Annotated in this window: 11 protein-coding genes and 2 other annotated features; of the genes, 9 read left to right on the plus strand and 2 right to left on the minus strand. The window is 32.8% G+C overall.

The window, feature by feature from the left end; genetic code table 11:
- Positions 1-2: 2 nt before the first annotated feature.
- On the minus strand, positions 3-1232 hold the full coding sequence (locus C661_RS0115920) for an MFS transporter (protein ID WP_017416341.1): 1230 nt from the start codon (positions 1230-1232) through the stop codon (positions 3-5).
- 428 nt (positions 1233-1660) lie between these two features.
- Positions 1661-1886: a binding site (T-box leader), on the plus strand.
- Between the two features lie 204 nt (positions 1887-2090).
- Positions 2091-2315 (plus strand) — a binding site (T-box leader).
- Positions 2316-2575: 260 nt separating this feature from the next.
- On the opposite strand from C661_RS0115920, the gene thrS reads away from it, so the two are divergent.
- The 6 genes from thrS to C661_RS0115950 all read left to right on the plus strand — a co-directional run bounded on the left by thrS (position 2576) and on the right by C661_RS0115950 (position 11327).
- The gene (gene thrS / locus C661_RS0115925) at positions 2576-4339 is read left to right on the plus strand and encodes a threonine--tRNA ligase (RefSeq protein WP_017416342.1); all 1764 of its coding nucleotides are present in this window, start codon (positions 2576-2578) and stop codon (positions 4337-4339) included.
- Between the two features lie 396 nt (positions 4340-4735).
- Positions 4736-5959, plus strand: a complete 1224-nt coding sequence (gene arcA / locus C661_RS0115930) for an arginine deiminase (protein ID WP_017416343.1) — start codon at positions 4736-4738, stop codon at positions 5957-5959.
- Positions 5959-6798 carry an alpha/beta fold hydrolase gene (locus C661_RS0115935; RefSeq protein ID WP_017416344.1) on the plus strand — a complete coding sequence of 280 codons (840 nt, stop codon included), beginning with the start codon at positions 5959-5961 and terminating at the stop codon, positions 6796-6798. Before arcA ends, C661_RS0115935 begins: the two co-directional genes overlap by 1 nt.
- Positions 6799-6982: 184 nt before the next feature.
- Positions 6983-8818 carry an ABC transporter ATP-binding protein gene (locus C661_RS0115940; RefSeq protein WP_242826011.1) on the plus strand — a complete coding sequence of 612 codons (1836 nt, stop codon included), beginning with the start codon at positions 6983-6985 and terminating at the stop codon, positions 8816-8818.
- Positions 8802-10652, plus strand: a complete 1851-nt coding sequence (locus C661_RS0115945) for an ABC transporter ATP-binding protein (protein WP_017416346.1) — start codon at positions 8802-8804, stop codon at positions 10650-10652. Before C661_RS0115940 ends, C661_RS0115945 begins: the two co-directional genes overlap by 17 nt.
- 12 nt (positions 10653-10664) lie before the next feature.
- Positions 10665-11327 (plus strand): B3/B4 domain-containing protein, encoded by a 663-nt coding sequence (locus tag C661_RS0115950; protein WP_017416347.1) that lies wholly within the window; start codon positions 10665-10667, stop codon positions 11325-11327.
- A gap of 100 nt (positions 11328-11427) precedes the next feature.
- On the opposite strand, the gene C661_RS0115955 is transcribed toward C661_RS0115950, so the two are convergent.
- Positions 11428-12621, minus strand: coding sequence for a coenzyme F420-0:L-glutamate ligase (locus C661_RS0115955; protein ID WP_017416348.1), 1194 nt, complete (start codon positions 12619-12621; stop codon positions 11428-11430).
- 111 nt (positions 12622-12732) lie between these two features.
- On the opposite strand from C661_RS0115955, the gene C661_RS0115960 reads away from it, so the two are divergent.
- From C661_RS0115960 to C661_RS0115970, 3 genes are all read left to right on the plus strand, one after another.
- On the plus strand, positions 12733-13617 hold the full coding sequence (locus tag C661_RS0115960) for a LysR family transcriptional regulator (RefSeq protein WP_017416349.1): 885 nt from the start codon (positions 12733-12735) through the stop codon (positions 13615-13617).
- Between the two features lie 262 nt (positions 13618-13879).
- On the plus strand, positions 13880-14704 hold the full coding sequence (locus C661_RS0115965; protein WP_017416350.1) for a DUF2785 domain-containing protein: 825 nt from the start codon (positions 13880-13882) through the stop codon (positions 14702-14704).
- A 375-nt stretch (positions 14705-15079) separates the two neighbouring features.
- Positions 15080-16186, plus strand: a complete 1107-nt coding sequence (locus tag C661_RS0115970) for a helix-turn-helix domain-containing protein (protein ID WP_017416351.1) — start codon at positions 15080-15082, stop codon at positions 16184-16186.
- The last annotated feature ends 12 nt before the right edge of the window (positions 16187-16198 follow it).

Raw genomic sequence — 16198 nt, forward strand, 5'->3', positions numbered from 1 at the left:
ATTTACCCTTTATCAGTATTATCCTTTGACAAACCTGCTATAAGTAAATCCTTACTACCAATTAAGAAGAAACTTTGAAAGAACATTAATAGACCAGTTCCAATAAGAATCCATTCAATTTTAATAACATCAGACATTGGACCAAAAACCAACATTCCAAGTGGCATCATTGAACTAGAAATCATACCTAAAACACCGAATACCCTTCCTAAAAAATCAGGCTCAACCTTCTCTTGCAGTAAAACCGTAGATGGTGTGTTAAAGAAGGGGATAGTAATACCTACTACTATCATGATAAATAAGTAAAACCAGAAGTTAGGTACAATGCCCAGTAAAAAGGTGCACATACCAGTAATGAAACTAGATAAGGCCATTGTATGAATTTTGTTTTTAAAGCCTCCCCAAGAAGCCATGATAATTCCACCTACCATCATTCCAATAGAAAAGGTAATCTCCACAGCTGTTAATCTCCACACATCTTCTCCAAAGGTTCTTGTAACTTGAAGGGGGCTTAAAAAAGCTACTGGAGCTACTAAGAAAAAGAAAAAGGCACAAAATATAAAGAACTTTTTAACATAAGTATGTCCCTTAATGTAGTGGATACCAGCCTGTAAATCTTTAAAATAACTAACCTCTTGTGGACCTTGAGCTTTACTATGAGCTGGTATTTTGAGAAAGAATAATAGTACCAAAACTGCTACTGCAGCTGTAATCACATCAATAAAAAAGATAGATTCTATGGAGGCCATAGAAAGAAGGGCGCCACTAATCATTGGTGAAATCAGCATCACTATGGATTGGATACTACTGTTAATGCCATTCACCTTTGTAAGTTTATCTTCAGGAACTATTTGAGGAAGAAATGCTCCAATAGCTGGGGTTTGAATTCCTGTACCTACGGATCTCAAGGCAGACATAACAAAAAGTAAACCCATAGATTCATAGCCCATTAAGAATAATATGGCAAGCAAAAGTGTACTTAGGGCAATAAAGGAGTCTGATAACATAATTAAATTCTTTCTATTATAACGATCTGCCCACACTCCAGCAAAGGGAGAGAGAAAAAAAGTAGGAAGAAAGCCACAGATTATAGATATTGTCATCATTGCTCCAGACTTAGTGTTAAGGGTAATATACCATAAAATTGCATACTGAACTAAGGAAGAGCCAAAGAGAGAAATAGTTTGGCTAAGCAAAAAAAGTATTACGTTTCTCTTCCAATTTGTTTTCATATTGAACTAATCACTCCAATCTGACTTTATTAACTCTGAAACTTAAAACAATAAGCTTTATATAAAATAGCTTTTACAGTCTGACAAGATCAACTTATTGTAAATATCTTAGGATTAATATCAAGAGGTTACATACTTAAAGATATATTGGGTTTTGATCTTGTTTATTTTATATTTAAGGTGAATCAACAGAGTCATTGAACTATTTTACTATATATGCTAATAGCTTTTCAATAAAATTTGAAATATATAATACAGAGCATTGAAATATTAGCACATTGTTGGAGTTTTATCATAAAATAAATAAAAAGAATTTTGGATATATATGCTTTTTAAGATAATAAATTAATGAAAAAATCTATAAACATTCCGAATATTTAAAAAAATATATTGACAAGAAATATAAGTTGGATTAAAATTACTTTAAATTAAAAGCTATGAAGAGGAAGAGTAAATAGTTAACTGCTTTAAGAGAGAGAAACTCACCGGCTGTAAGGTTTCTTAGGCAAGTATTATTGAAAACCACCTCTGAGTTGATTACTGAAATTAAGTAGGTAAATCCGCATACCAGCGTTAATGGTTTTAAGTGACAAAAGTAGGTTTAAATTGTACTTTTGTAATTTGGGTGGAATCGCGATTAAACTCGTCCCTTATTTGGGTACGGGTTTTTTATTTTATATAAATTTATATTATCAATAAGTAAGAAATTTATCATGATAAAAGTTCTATAGTAGTCCTAGATATGATTTAGTTCATTTATGGACTATAGTTCATAGGTAACCGCTTAGTTTATGGAATGCTTTAAGTTTTACCTTTGGGCCTTTGCAATTGAAAGGTTTAGTTAATAAAAAGTTATAATTGAAAGCTATGAAGAGGAAGAGTAAATAATTTACTGCTTTAAGAGAGAGAAACTCACCGGCTGAAAGGTTTCTTAGGTAAGTATTGTTGAAAACCACCTCTGAGTTGATTGTTGAACTAAAGTAGACAATTCCGTGTGCCAGCGTTAATGGCTTTGAGTGACAGAAGGAAAATAATTTAAGCTTCTGTAATTTGGGTGGAACCGCGAAAATACTCGTCCCTTATTTTAGGGAGGAGTTTTATTTTTTTGAGGGATCTTTACATTGTAAAAAGTAAAATTTAACAACATTTTGGAAGCTTCAAGTCTGCCATCTTCTTTAAGTAGCAATTGCTCTGCCTAGAGAAATTGCTTTGGTGGTAGTCAAAATCTGCTTCTAAAGTTGTTAAACAAAATGAACTTGTTCATTATTTAAAGAATAAGTAGTGAAATCGAAGAAAATTAAAGGAAATTAAAGAAATGTAATAATTATAGAGGAGGTAATAGTATGTTAAAGGTTATTTTAAAGGATGGAAGTATAGTTAATTCTAATGAAGAAGAAGGAAGAGGGGCACTAAGACATACAGCGGCTCATATTCTTGCCCAAGCTGTAAAGAGGTTATATCCAAAGGCTAAACTAGCTATCGGACCTTCTATAGACAATGGATTTTATTATGATTTTGATGTAGAAGAGGCTTTTACAATGGAAGCCTTAGAGAAGATAGAAGAAGAAATGAGAAAAATTATTAAGGAAGATTTAAAGCTGGAAAGGTCAGTTATGTCGAGAGCTGAGGCTCTAGATTTAATGGACGAAATGGAAGAACCTTATAAGAAAGAACTTATTAATGATTTACCTGAGGATGAGGAGTTATCTTTCTTTAAGCAAGGAGAATTTATTGATCTTTGTGCAGGTCCTCACGTGGTATCAACTTCAAAGGTAAAGGCTTTTAAATTATTGTCAGTGGCAGGAGCTTACTGGAGGGGTAGTGAGAAAAATAAAATGCTCCAAAGGATATACGGTACAGCTTTTTCCAAGAAAAGTGAGTTAGAGGAATATTTAAATATCCTTGAAGAGGCTAAAAAAAGGGATCACAGAAAGCTTGGAAAAGAGCTAAAGTTATTTACTATAATGGAAGAAGGGCCAGGATTTCCATTCTTTTTACCTAAGGGTGTAGTTTTAAAAAATAAGCTGATTGAATACTGGCGAGAACTTCACAAGAAATATGGTTATGTAGAAATTGAAACTCCTATGATTTTAAATAGGGAGCTTTGGGAAACATCAGGACACTGGCATCACTATAAGGAAAACATGTACACTGTAAACATTGATGAACAGGAATATGCAATAAAACCAATGAACTGCCCTGGTGGAATGCTGGTATATAAATCCGAAGTTCATTCTTATAGAGATTTACCAATTAGAGCTGGTGAGCTTGGAAGAGTTCATAGACATGAACTGTCAGGAGCGCTTCATGGACTAATGAGAGTTAGAGCCTTTACTCAGGATGATGCTCATATATTTATGTTACCAGAGCAAATTAAGGATGAAATAAAAGGAGTAGTTAAGCTTATTAATGAAGTTTATAAAAGGTTTGGTTTTAAATATAAGGTAGAACTTTCTACAAGACCAGAAAATTCTATGGGAACAGATGAAGAGTGGCAGTTAGCTGAAAGCTCACTTCAAGGGGCTCTAGAAGAAATGAATATGGAATTTAAAATAAATGAGGGTGATGGAGCCTTCTATGGACCTAAAATTGATTTTCATCTGGAAGATAGCTTGGGAAGAACATGGCAATGCGGAACAATACAACTAGATTTTCAGCTTCCTCAAAGATTTGACTTAAATTATATTGGTAGTGATGGAGAAAAGCATAGACCAATTGTTATTCATAGAGTAATCTTTGGAAGCATTGAAAGATTTATAGGAATTTTAATAGAGCATTTTGCTGGTAAGTTTCCAACTTGGTTATCACCAGTTCAAGTTAAGATACTTCCCATAGCAGAGCAATATAATAATTATGCAGATGCTGTAAAAAATAGATTAGAAGATAATAATATAAGAGTTGAGATGGATTTAAGAGCTGAAAAAATAGGGTTTAAAATAAGAGAAGCTAGAAATGAGAGAGTTCCCTATATCATTGTAGTAGGTGAAAAGGAAGAAGCTTCACAAAGTATAGCTCTTAGAAGTAGAAAGGGAGGAGATGAAGGGAATCTACTATTAGAAGAATTTGTTAGAAAAATTTCTCAGGAAATAAATAATAAGGAAATATAAATTCTTTAATATAGAGAACTAAGTATGTTTAAATAGGATAAAGTTTTTTCAATAGAGCTTATGAGTAATAAATACAAAAATATAAGGAATTACAAATAGTGGGTAGAATATAGGGTTCCATGATATAATTTTAACTTATTCATCTTCATAACCCCTTAAGGGAACCAGGGTAGGACTCATGTATAAGTTAAGTTTTAACTCTGGTTCCCTATAGCTGGTATTTTATAAAAGCGCATAAATTCTTAGCATAATTTTACTTGAAGATTAAATTAATTATTAACCCCTAAGCTTTCTAAAGTTTAGGGGTTAAACTTTAAAATAAAAACTTCAAAAAGAATAATGAAAATTTTATAGAGAAAACTATTGATTAGAATCTATAAAGAAAGGATGAAGAATATGGGTTTTGATAGCAGCATTTCTGTTTATAGTGAAATTGGAAAGCTTAAAACTGTTCTTCTTCATTGTCCAGGAGAGGAAGTTGAAAACATAGTTCCAGATTACCTTAGAAGGCTTTTGTTTGATGAAATTGTATTTTTGCATCAGGCACAAAGGGAGCATAATCAATTTGCAGAAATCTTAAGGAATGAAGGGGTAGAGGTACTTTATCTTACGGATTTAATGTCGGAGGTTTTACAGGATACTAAAGTTAGAGAAGAGTTTTTGAAAGAATTCGTGGAGGAAGGAAAGGTTGTAACTCAAGGGCTTCAGGAGGCCATAATGGAAGTTTTAAGTCCACTATCCTCAAAGGAACTTATAGTAAAGTGTATTGCAGGTATTAAAAAGGAAGAGCTTAAGCACATTAAACCTAAGGCTTTGGGTGATATGGTGAAAAAACCTTATCCTTTTTATCTTGATCCAATTCCTAATATGTACTTTCAAAGAGATCCTTTTGCTTCAATAGGAAGTGGAATTTCTTTGAATGTTATGGCTAATGAAACTAGAAATAGAGAAACTATATTTGCAAAGTATATCTTTAATTATCATCCTAGATTTAAAAATGTGCCTAGATGGTATAATAGAGATAAAACTCACCCAATTGAAGGCGGAGACATTTTAGTGTTGTCAAGTAAGGTGGTAGCTATTGGAATTAGTGATAGAACTGACCCAATGGCAGTTGAGAGATTAGCCCACAAGCTTTTATATTCAGAGGATTCCTTTGATACGGTTCTAGCTTTTGATATTCCTAAAACAAGAGCTTATATGCATTTAGATACAGTATTTACTATGGTAGATTATGATAAGTTTACTATATTTCCAGGCATAGAGGCACCTCTTGATGTGTATAGCATTACTAAGGGCAAGGATAATTTACTTAATATTAGATATGAACATGAAGATTTGTCTACCGTATTAAAGGAGCATTTAGGATTGCCGGCAATAGAGTTAATAAGATGTGGTGATGGGGATCCTATTGCTGCTAGTAGAGAACAGTGGAATGATGGAAGTAACACACTTGCTATATCTCCAGGAAAGGTAGTTTGTTATAATCGAAATTATATAACAAATGAAGCCTTGAGAAGAAGCAAAATAGAGGTGTTAGAATTTGATTCTTATGAATTATCAAGAGGGCGTGGAGGTCCAAGATGTATGAGCATGCCTTTAGTTAGGGATAAATTGTAATGAGAAAAACAACCAAGTTAATAATTAGTGGAGTTACTCTATTAATTATAGCAAGTGTTTTCTTCATAATTAAGTATAATGAAAAGCTACAAACCTTAGCGCCAGTAAATGGAAAAGTAGATATTGGGGGCTATGGACTTAATGTGAAAGTTGAAGGCAAGGGAACTCCTACTGTGATTTTTGAGTCAGGACTGGGTGGAGGAATTGGCGTTTGGACAAATGTACAGCCAGAGATTTCAAAGATTACGAGAACTTTCTCCTATGATAGGGCAGGACTTGGTGAAAGTGATAAAAGCACTTTAGAAAGAACTAGCTCAAATCAAGTAAGAGAACTTCATGAGTTGCTTCAAAAAACTAAAGTAAAAGGGCCTTACATTATAGTTGCACACTCTATTGGTGGGTTTAATGCAAGATTATTTGCAGATAGCTATCCCGAGGAAGTTGCAGGAATAATATTTGTGGATGCTGCTCATGAAGAGATGTTTAGCTTATACAAGTTATTAGCACCTAAAGAATATGAAAATACTAGAGGTGAATTTGTAAATCCTGAGGGAACCTTTGATGATTTATTAAACAGTGCTGCTGAAGTTAGAAAAGCAAGAAGAAGTGATGGACTGAGAAATATACCAATCACTGTGCTTTCAGCTGAAAATACGGATTTAAATGTGCCTGGCACCATATTAGTAGGGTGGGCACAACTTCAAAGAGACATTGCTACTTTGTCAGATAATAGTAAGCAAATTACAGTGAAAGGCTCTGGACATATGATTCAAGATGATAACCCACAGGCAATAATTGATGAGATAAAATATATGATCAATAATTTAAGAGAAAAATAAGGTTATATGAAGCAGGTGTTTTAAGATAAATGACAATTTATCAAAGCACCTGCTTATTTCATTGAAGGATACAAGAACTAATTGTCGAATATGTTCAGTATCAATGAGTTGGTTGGTTAGTATTAGGCAAATCTCTTAAATTATAAGTTGAAGAACGCTAATACTTTTAAATATATTTATGGGGATGATAATATTGAAATTTCTTAAAAAGTACATTAAAAAATACTGGAAACCTTTTTGTCTTGCAGTGGCTTGCTTAACTATTGAGGCCACTTGTGACCTATTACAGCCCACTATCATGTCCAAAATAGTGGACATAGGAGTGAAAAATAGAGATTTGGATTTTGTGGTAAAAATGAGTTTTCTAATGCTTGGAGTTACTGCTATGGGCGCTTTAGGAGCAGTGAGCCGTAATATTATAGCAAGTATTGTATCGCAAAAGTTTGGCACAGAGCTAAGAAGTGACCTGTTTAGTAAGGTTCAAAGTCTTTCCTTTGAAAAAATAGATAAATATGATGGAGCCTCCTTAGTTACAAGACTTACTAATGATATAACCCTAGTACAAAATTTTGTGAATGGACTCATGAGGATATTTGTAAAGGCACCCCTTCTCTGTATAGGAAGTCTTATAATGGCAGTAAGATTAAATGCCTATATGTCTGTAATTTTTTTAATTGTAATCCCAGTAATAGTTTTACTCATAGCTATGAATATGAAAATTGGATATCCTTTTTTTAGAAAGATTCAAAAGGCTTTGGATAATGTAAATAGTGTAATGAGAGAGTATTTATCAGGGGTTAGAGTAGTTAAAGCCTTTAATAGGTTTAATTATGAAACTAAGAGATTTAAGAAGACAAATGAAGAATTAACGGATATTTCAACTAGAGGGATGCGTGTTATGGCAATATTTTCTCCAGGAATAACCCTAACAGTAAACTTAGGTATAGTTGCAACTCTTTGGATTGGTGGAATTAGAGTAGATAGGGGAAATATGCAGGTGGGAGAGATAATTGCTTTCACTAATTATATGACTCAAATATTGTTTTCTTTGATGATGATCTCCCATGTATTTAACATGTTTGTTAGAGCAAAGGCTTCAGCAGAGAGAATTGATGAGGTTTTTTCTGAGGGGAATTCTCCTATAGATAATGGTGGTGCAACTGCAAAACCCATGGTAACAAATGGGCTTAATAAAAAGCAGGCAGTTTTAAAGGAACAGTTTAATTCCAAAGATACTACAATGGAAGACTCTTTAGTTAAAGGAAGAATAGACTTTCATAATGTGAGTTTTTCCTATGCTGGAACTTCGGGAGAGCCCGTACTTAAGAATATAAGCTTTTCTTGCCTTCCAGGGGAAACTCTTGGAATTATCGGTTCTACTGGTTCAGGAAAAACCACCCTAGTGAATTTAATTAATGGCTTTTATAATATAAGTTCTGGAAGTATAAAAGTAAATAATGTAGATATAAAAACAATGGATATTAAAACCTTAAGAGAGAGTATTGCACTGGTACCTCAAAAAATTGTTCTTTTCTCAGGAACCATTAGGGACAACATAAAATGGGGAAAGGAAAAGGCTACCTTAGAAGAAGTAGTTCAAGTAGCTCAGGTTGCTCAAGCTCATGACTTTATCAGCACTCAGCCGAAGGGGTATGACACTATTTTAGGACAAGGTGGGGTTAACTTATCAGGGGGGCAAAAACAGCGTATTTCCATTGCTAGAGCTTTAATTAAAAAACCAGAGATACTAATACTTGATGATTGTACAAGTGCTGTAGATGTGACTACTGAAGAAAAGATTAGAGAAGCCTTAAAACAGTATTCCAGCAACTTAACTTCCATTATAATTGCTCAACGTATTACATCAGTTATGAATACGGACAGAATATTAGTTTTAGAAAATGGCGAAGTAGCAGGTCTTGGAAAACACGAGGAGCTTATGAAAACTAGTGAAGTCTATAAAGATATATTCCGCTCTCAAATTGGGAAGGAGGCAATAAATAATGGAAAAGAAGCATAAGGAAGGTGAAGTTATTGTTCCTAGTCCATTAAACAGAGGGGGAGGTTTTGGAGGAAGAAGACCAATGGGACCTGTGGCTAAGCCTAAGAATTTTAAAGGTACTCTCTTAAGGCTTTGGCAATATTTCGGTGAAGAACAAAAACTGTTATTTATAATATTTGTTTTTATACTGTTTAGTTCAGCAATTGGATTGTCTGTACCCTATTTATTAGGTCGAGCTATAGATGCTATGTCTTATAGTAAGGGTGTAGATTTTCATATGCTTAGTATAGTTGTGGGTATTTTAATAATAACCTATATAATTGATGGGGGAATTAACTTTTTTCAAGGCTGGCTTATGGCTGGGGTAGCTCAGAGAATAGTGAAGAAGTTAAGAAATACGCTTTTTGAAAAGCTTCAAAAGCTATCTGTTTCCTTTTTTGATCTCCATACCCATGGAGAAATCATGAGTAGACTTTCTAATGATATTGAAAATGTAAGTACCACAATTTCGCAATCAACTATTCAACTAATGTCGGGAACTATAGTTTTATTAGGAGCTTTTATAATGATGATGTATTTAAGTCCCTTCCTTACCTTAGCTAGCTTGATCACTATACCATTAGTATTTTTACTTACAAGAACGGTAGCTAAGAAAACTAAGGTGTTATTTAAGAACCAACAGGTGGAACTTGGAAAGCTCAATGGACACATTGAAGAAACCATATCAGGAATTCTAGTGGTTAAGGCTTTTAATCATGAGGAAAAGGCTATTGAAGAGTTTAATGAAATCAATAATAGGCTTTGTGAAGTTGGAACAAAAGCACAAATATTATCTGGCTACATCATGCCTCTCATGAATGTAATTAATAATATAGGCTTTACAGTAGTTGCAGGAGTTGGTGGGTTTTTAGCTATTAAGGACATGATTACTATAGGAGTAATAGCTAGCTTTTTAAGCTACTCAAGGCAGTTTTCTAGACCTTTAAATGACTTAGCTAATATTTTTAACACTCTTCAATCTGCAATTGCAGGGGCGGAAAGAGTATTTGAAATATTAGATGAGAAGGAAGAGCCAGAAGATCTACCAGGGGCAAGGGAGTTAGATAAACCTCAAGGTGATGTGGTATTTGAAAATGTTAACTTTGGATATATAGAGGATAAGTTAATACTTAAGGATGTAAGCTTTCACGCAAGGGAAGGAAGTAATATTGCACTAGTGGGACCAACGGGAGCAGGAAAAACTACCATTGTAAATTTACTTGCAAGGTTTTATGATGTAACCCAGGGAAGAATATTAATTGATGGGGTAGATATTAGAGAATATACTAGAGATAGCCTCCGAAAAGCCTTTGGAATTGTGCTTCAAGACACTTATCTTTTTTCAGGAACTATAAGAGAAAACATAAGGTATGGAAGGCTTGAAGCTAGTGACAGAGAAGTTGAAGAAGCTGCAACTATGGCTAATGCAGATGTTTTTATCAGGCGATTACCTAAGGGATACGACACAGTACTAGCTGAAAGTGGAAGCAATTTAAGTCAGGGACAAAAGCAACTTTTAGCCATTGCAAGAGCAATTTTATCAAATCCTTCTATATTAATTTTAGATGAAGCTACCAGTAGTGTTGATACTCGTACTGAACTTAACATACAAGAAGCTATGCTTAAGTTAATGAAGGGAAGAACAAGTTTTATCATTGCCCATAGATTAAGCACTATTCGAGATGCTAATGTAATTATGGTTATTGATAATGGTCAAATAGTGGAAAAGGGTAGCCATGAGGAACTTATAGAGAAAAAAGGTGTTTATTATAATATGTACTCAAAGCAGTTTTCTCAATCCTATGAGGAGTAAGGAGGAATTTTAATGATAGATATTACAATTGAAGAGATACTAAAGAAAAAATGTCCACACATTGCCATAGGATGTATTGAAGCCTATGTTAAGGTGGAAAGTGGAAGCAAGGAATTGTGGGATGTTATAGAAGCAAAGTGTAGGGAAATTGAAAGTAATTATAAGCCAGAAGATGTGTTAAAGATTGAGAATATAGACAGTTCACGAAGAGCATATAAGGTATTAGGAAAAGATCCAAGCAGATACAGGTTGTCTTCAGAGTCTTTAATTAAGAGAATTGTAAAAGGGAATGGTTTATATAGGGTTAACAATGTGGTAGATATTAATAATCTTATATCCCTAAGAAGCGGTTATTCAGTAGGCACTTATGATTTAGATAAGGTAGAGTGCCCTATAGTTTTTACAATAGGAAAAGAAGGAGAAACTTATGAGGGGATAGGAAGAGGGATAATAAACCTTGAAAATCTTCCAGTGTTTAGTGATAAACAAGGACATTTTGGGAGTACAACGTCAGATTCCACTAGAGCTATGATAACTTCAGAAACTACACACATAGTTCTGAACATTATATCTTTTCATGGGGATAAGGAACTAAGTCAGTACATAGATTATGGTATAAATTTATTAGAAAACTATGCCATGGGTAAGATTTTAGAGGTTAAGATAATATCTTAAAACTATATTAAAGAGGTAAAAAAGAGTTATATAAGTGTTTTACCACTTGATATAACTCTTTTATATAGAAAATAATTATGAAAATGCATAAGTTATTGGTTTATTTTGTATAGTTATCAAAATAACCTTGAATGTATATAATTGGAGTCCCTTTATCGCCACTTCCAGAAGTCAAGTCAGCTAGAGAGCCAATGAGATCCGTAAGTCTTCTTGGAGTGGTTCCTTGAGATACCATAGAACCTACTAGGTTAGAATCTTTATTTTTTATATATTCAGAAATAGCTTTTTTAAGTTCGTCTCCTCTTAAATCAGCAAAGTTGTTGTCAGCAAGGTATTTTAATTTAACTTCATTAGGGGTACCCTCAAGACCAGAAGTATAGGCTGGTGATACCACTGGATCAGCTAGTTCCCAAATTTTACCTACTGGATCTTTAAAGGCACCATCACCGTAAATCATAACTTCCACAGTTTTACCAGTAGTTTCTTTAATTTTAGCTTGTATGTTATCAACTATAGGTTGACAATTTCTAGGGAAAAGCTTAACAGTGTTTTCGGTTGACTTATTTGAACCTAAAAGGCCATAAGCTTCATTACAACCACTACCATCAATTGAAGTTGATAAAATCTCATCAAGACTATATACTTTGTTACCACCATTAGCCTTTAAAATCCTTTTAGTTCTAAATCTAGTATGAATATCACAAGTCAGCACATCTTTAGTATAGTTTAGAATAGTTTTTGGATTATTTGAGAAGATAACTTCACATTGGATACCATATTCTTCAACTAAAGACTTATAATATTCTATATAATTAACTCCTGTGAAGGTATGCTCTATCTTACCAAAATAGTCATAGAATTGTTCTTCAGTTAACACATCTGTCCAAGGGTTAATGCCCTTCTCATCTAATAAATCTACATCAACTAAATGATTACCAACCTCATCAGAAGGATAGCTAAGCATCAAAACGATTTTCTTTTTAGCTCCTTTTGCAATACCACGAAGGCAAATAGCAAAACGATTACGACTTAAAATTGGGAATATTACCCCTAGGGTATCCCCTTGAAATTTATCTTCTATATCTTTAGCAATATGGTTAATAGTTGCATAATTTCCTTGAGCACGTGCTACAACAGATTCAGTTACGGCAACAATATCTTTATCACCAATAGAGAATCCTTCTATACTAGAGGCGTTTAAAACGCTGTCTACAACTATTTCACAAATATTATCCCCTTCATTGATAATTGGGCAACGAAGGCCTCTAACTACAGTTCCAACTACTCTTTCCAAATTAACATCTCCTCATTTTTAAATAAAATATATCCCATACTTGTAATATACAGTATGTTTGTGATATAAGTAAAATAAATATATGTAATACTACATATAAGGAGGGCTTATATGATAACTAAATTAGATTTATATAAAGTGTTTAGTGAAGTTTGCAAGTGTAAAAGTTTTTCAAAGGCAGCAAAGGAGCTTTATATGACACAACCAGCTGTGAGTCAATCTATTATGCAACTAGAAGAAGAACTTGACACAAGGCTTTTTACAAGAACACCAAAAGGTGTTGTGGTAACTAATGAAGGACAACTTTTATTTGAATATATAAGTTCTGCTATAAATTTAATCAACGTAGGAGAAACAAAGCTATTAGAATGTAAAAACTTAATGGCAGGGGAACTAAAGCTTGGAGTGGGAGATACAAATTCTAGATATTTTTTGCTATCTTATTTAGAAAAGTTTCACGATAAATACCCTAATATTAAGCTTCAAATTATAAATCGAACAACTCTAGAAATTTGTGATATGTTAAAATCTGGAGAAGTTGATTTAGGGATATGCAATTTTCCTATTAAAGACTCATCTTTGGAAAAAGTACCTTGTAAAGATATTCACGATATCTTTGTTTGTGGCAGTAAATTTAAAGACATAGTTTCTAAACCACTAACCTTTGAGGAAATATCTAAGCTACCATTAATACTGTTGGAGTCTAAGTCTAATTCTAGAAAATATGTAGAAAAATATTTCACCTCTAAAGGTGTTAGAATTACTCCTGAGATTGAATTAGGTGCTCATGATTTATTGTTGGAGTTTGCAAAAATAAACCTTGGAATAGCCTGTGTTATTAGGGAATTTTCTCAAAGGTATTTAGAGGATGAAACTTTATATGAAGTGAAAACAATAGAAAACATACCAAAAAGAAGTATCGGCATTTGCTATCTTAAAAGTGTATCTCCTTCTCAAGCCGCTAAAAAGTTTATTGAAATAATGGATGGAAAATAACAATGTATTAGAGTGGGGGTTATAAAAGTAATAAACCTAATAATTTAAGCTTTAGACCTCATATGATAAAAACACAAATCATATTTTAAAAATAAACTAGAATGAATTTATTATAAGATAATATTTCGGGGAGAAAGACTCTTAGTAAAGTATTTATAGCTATGAGACACAAAAATTATTAGCAATTTTAGTAATAATTTTTCAAAAAGGTTTAGTTAAAGGTTATAATAAAAGAGAAGAGTAAAAAAATGGGGGAATATAAATGGAGTATGGGGAAAATATGTTAAAAGAAAAGTTAATTAAAGTAAGAGAAAATAACTATTTACTAGAAGGTGGAGAAGCTTATTATGAAGTAGCCTTAGAAATGATTGAGAGTATTGGAGTGTTAGATCCAGAACTTAGAGATAAGTTAATTTATACAACCTTTTATCATTGGATTGTAGAGGGAAGATTTACTGCAGAACAACTTGAGAATTTATTAAATATTAGTTTGGAAAATTTAAATCTTCATCATGAGATAAATGACAAAGAAGATCATCAAGTTTTTAAAAGAACTTTTTCCATTTTGATAGTTGCACTTATTTTATATAAGCACAGAAGTGACAAATTCTTATGTGAGGAGACTCTATATAAAGTAAAAAATATGGTTGTAGAATATATGCTTATGGAAAAGGACCTTAGAGGATATGTAAAGGAATATGGGTGGGCACACTCAGCAGCCCATACAGCAGATGCATTAGATGAGTTAATTCAATGCGATTGTTTTAAGGACAGTGATTTCATGGACATATTAAATTCCATAAAGACCAAAGTATGTGTAGGGAATTATGTTTATATAGATGAAGAGGATGAAAGAATGGTTACAGTGGTGGAGAACTGTATTAAGGCTAAGAATTTAAATTCCTCAAAAATCATTTTTTGGTTAAAGGATTTTAAAATTGAAAATCCTAGTAATAGAACTGTTGAATATTATCATTTAAAGGTAAATATAAAGCATTTCTTAAGAAGTTTATATTTTAGATTGCTAAATGTAGAAGGTGCAGAGGCTATAATTGAAGAAATAAAGGGCCTGTTAAATAATTTATAGAAATAACTTATATATAATAAGCTTAAAACTACTACTCAGGATATGGGGGTAGTTTTTTATTATATAGTTAATTCAACTTTTTTTTGCGTTAAAAAAGCGCCTGGAATGCCTTGAAATTGCTGGGTTTCAGAATGTATGTAAAAAGTGTAAGTAATTGCTAACTATTTAAAAGAGGGTGTGAACACACGCATTTGTTCATATATAGTTAATTCAACGACATTTTGGAAGAATAATTTCTCCACTATTATTGTCTTCTAGACAAGTTTGGCGTGGAAATAGTCAACCAATGGTTTATTTTTTTTGTTATAATCTACTTTGGCTCCATTGTAAATAATAGGTGTGAGGGCTAAAATTAAAATATAGGGAGGGATAGTCATGGCAGAAATAAATGTTGGAATTAATATAGCAATTAAAAGAAAAGAAAAAGGAATAACTCAAGAAGAATTAGCGAATTTTATTGGAGTATCAAAGGCTGCAGTATCCAAGTGGGAGTCAAATCAAAGCTATCCTGATATAACGTTACTACCAATAATTGCAACCTATTTTGATGTAAGTGTGGATGAATTACTAGGATATCATCCTCAATTATCAAAAGAAAAAATAAAGGATTTATATGTAAGGTTATCAAATGATTTCGGCAAAAAGCCTTTTCAGGAAGTCTATGAAGAATGCATGGATTATATTAAAAAGTATTATTCCTGTTGGAGACTTCAATTTCATATAGCATTACTCCTAGTTAACCATGGAAATATAGCAGGAGATAAGGAGGAATGTAATGAGATATATAAAGAAGCTGAGAGCATACTGCAAAGAGTAATAAAAAATAGTCAGGATTCTAGCTTAAGTAGGCAGGCGACTTATATAAAGGCAACTTGTCTATTAATGAGAAATGAAGTTGATAGTGCAATAATGGATTTAGAAAGCATTACGGAATTGTATTTAAGCTCTGAGGTTTTACTTGCAAATGCCTATGAAATGAAAGGTGAAGTAAATAAATCCATAAGCATTCTTCAAGAATTTATTTATATATCCCTTTTAGGCATATTAGGATCTGTACCAAGTCTAATAAGGTTATATGGTAATGATAAGCAAAAGGTAAAACTTTGGAGCGAAACTACCACAGAATTGGCTAATATATTCAAGGTTAAAGAGGTAAACCCTTCAACGCTACTATCAATTTATTATATTACAGCTTATATTCATGTTATGCAGGGGGAAAAACAAGAAGCAATAAGCATGTTAGAAGAGTATGTAAAGACGGCAAAGAGGGAGAATTTCTTTCCAATTAAGTTAGGAAGGAATGAACTATTTGACTCTATAGAACATTTATTTGAAAAAATAGATTTAGGTGGGGCGGCGCCAAGAAGTGATAAGGTTATAAAGGAAGATATCAAGTCAAGTGTCATAAACAACCCTATGTTTAATGCTTTAGAAAAAGAAGATAGGTTCATTGAATTAATTAAAAGATTAAAAGAAATATAGGAGTGAAAATGT

The organism is Clostridium tunisiense TJ, assembly GCF_000300195.1.
In the GTDB taxonomy this organism is placed as follows: Bacteria; Bacillota; Clostridia; order Clostridiales; family Clostridiaceae; genus Clostridium_J; species Clostridium_J tunisiense.

Excerpts from the sequence above, each read along its gene's own strand:
- C661_RS0115945 (WP_017416346.1), top strand. The coding sequence starts at position 8,802 with ATGGAAAAGAAGCATAAGGAAGGTGAAGTTATTGTTCCTAGTCCATTA.
- C661_RS0115935 (WP_017416344.1), top strand. The coding sequence starts at position 5,959 with ATGAGAAAAACAACCAAGTTAATAATTAGTGGAGTTACTCTATTAATT.
- C661_RS0115965 (WP_017416350.1), top strand. The coding sequence starts at position 13,880 with ATGGAGTATGGGGAAAATATGTTAAAAGAAAAGTTAATTAAAGTAAGA.
- C661_RS0115920 (WP_017416341.1), bottom strand. The coding sequence starts at position 1,232 with ATGAAAACAAATTGGAAGAGAAACGTAATACTTTTTTTGCTTAGCCAA.
- C661_RS0115970 (WP_017416351.1), top strand. The coding sequence starts at position 15,080 with ATGGCAGAAATAAATGTTGGAATTAATATAGCAATTAAAAGAAAAGAA.
- arcA (WP_017416343.1), top strand. The coding sequence starts at position 4,736 with ATGGGTTTTGATAGCAGCATTTCTGTTTATAGTGAAATTGGAAAGCTT.
- thrS (WP_017416342.1), top strand. The coding sequence starts at position 2,576 with ATGTTAAAGGTTATTTTAAAGGATGGAAGTATAGTTAATTCTAATGAA.
- C661_RS0115950 (WP_017416347.1), top strand. The coding sequence starts at position 10,665 with ATGATAGATATTACAATTGAAGAGATACTAAAGAAAAAATGTCCACAC.
- C661_RS0115940 (WP_242826011.1), top strand. The coding sequence starts at position 6,983 with ATGATAATATTGAAATTTCTTAAAAAGTACATTAAAAAATACTGGAAA.
- C661_RS0115960 (WP_017416349.1), top strand. The coding sequence starts at position 12,733 with ATGATAACTAAATTAGATTTATATAAAGTGTTTAGTGAAGTTTGCAAG.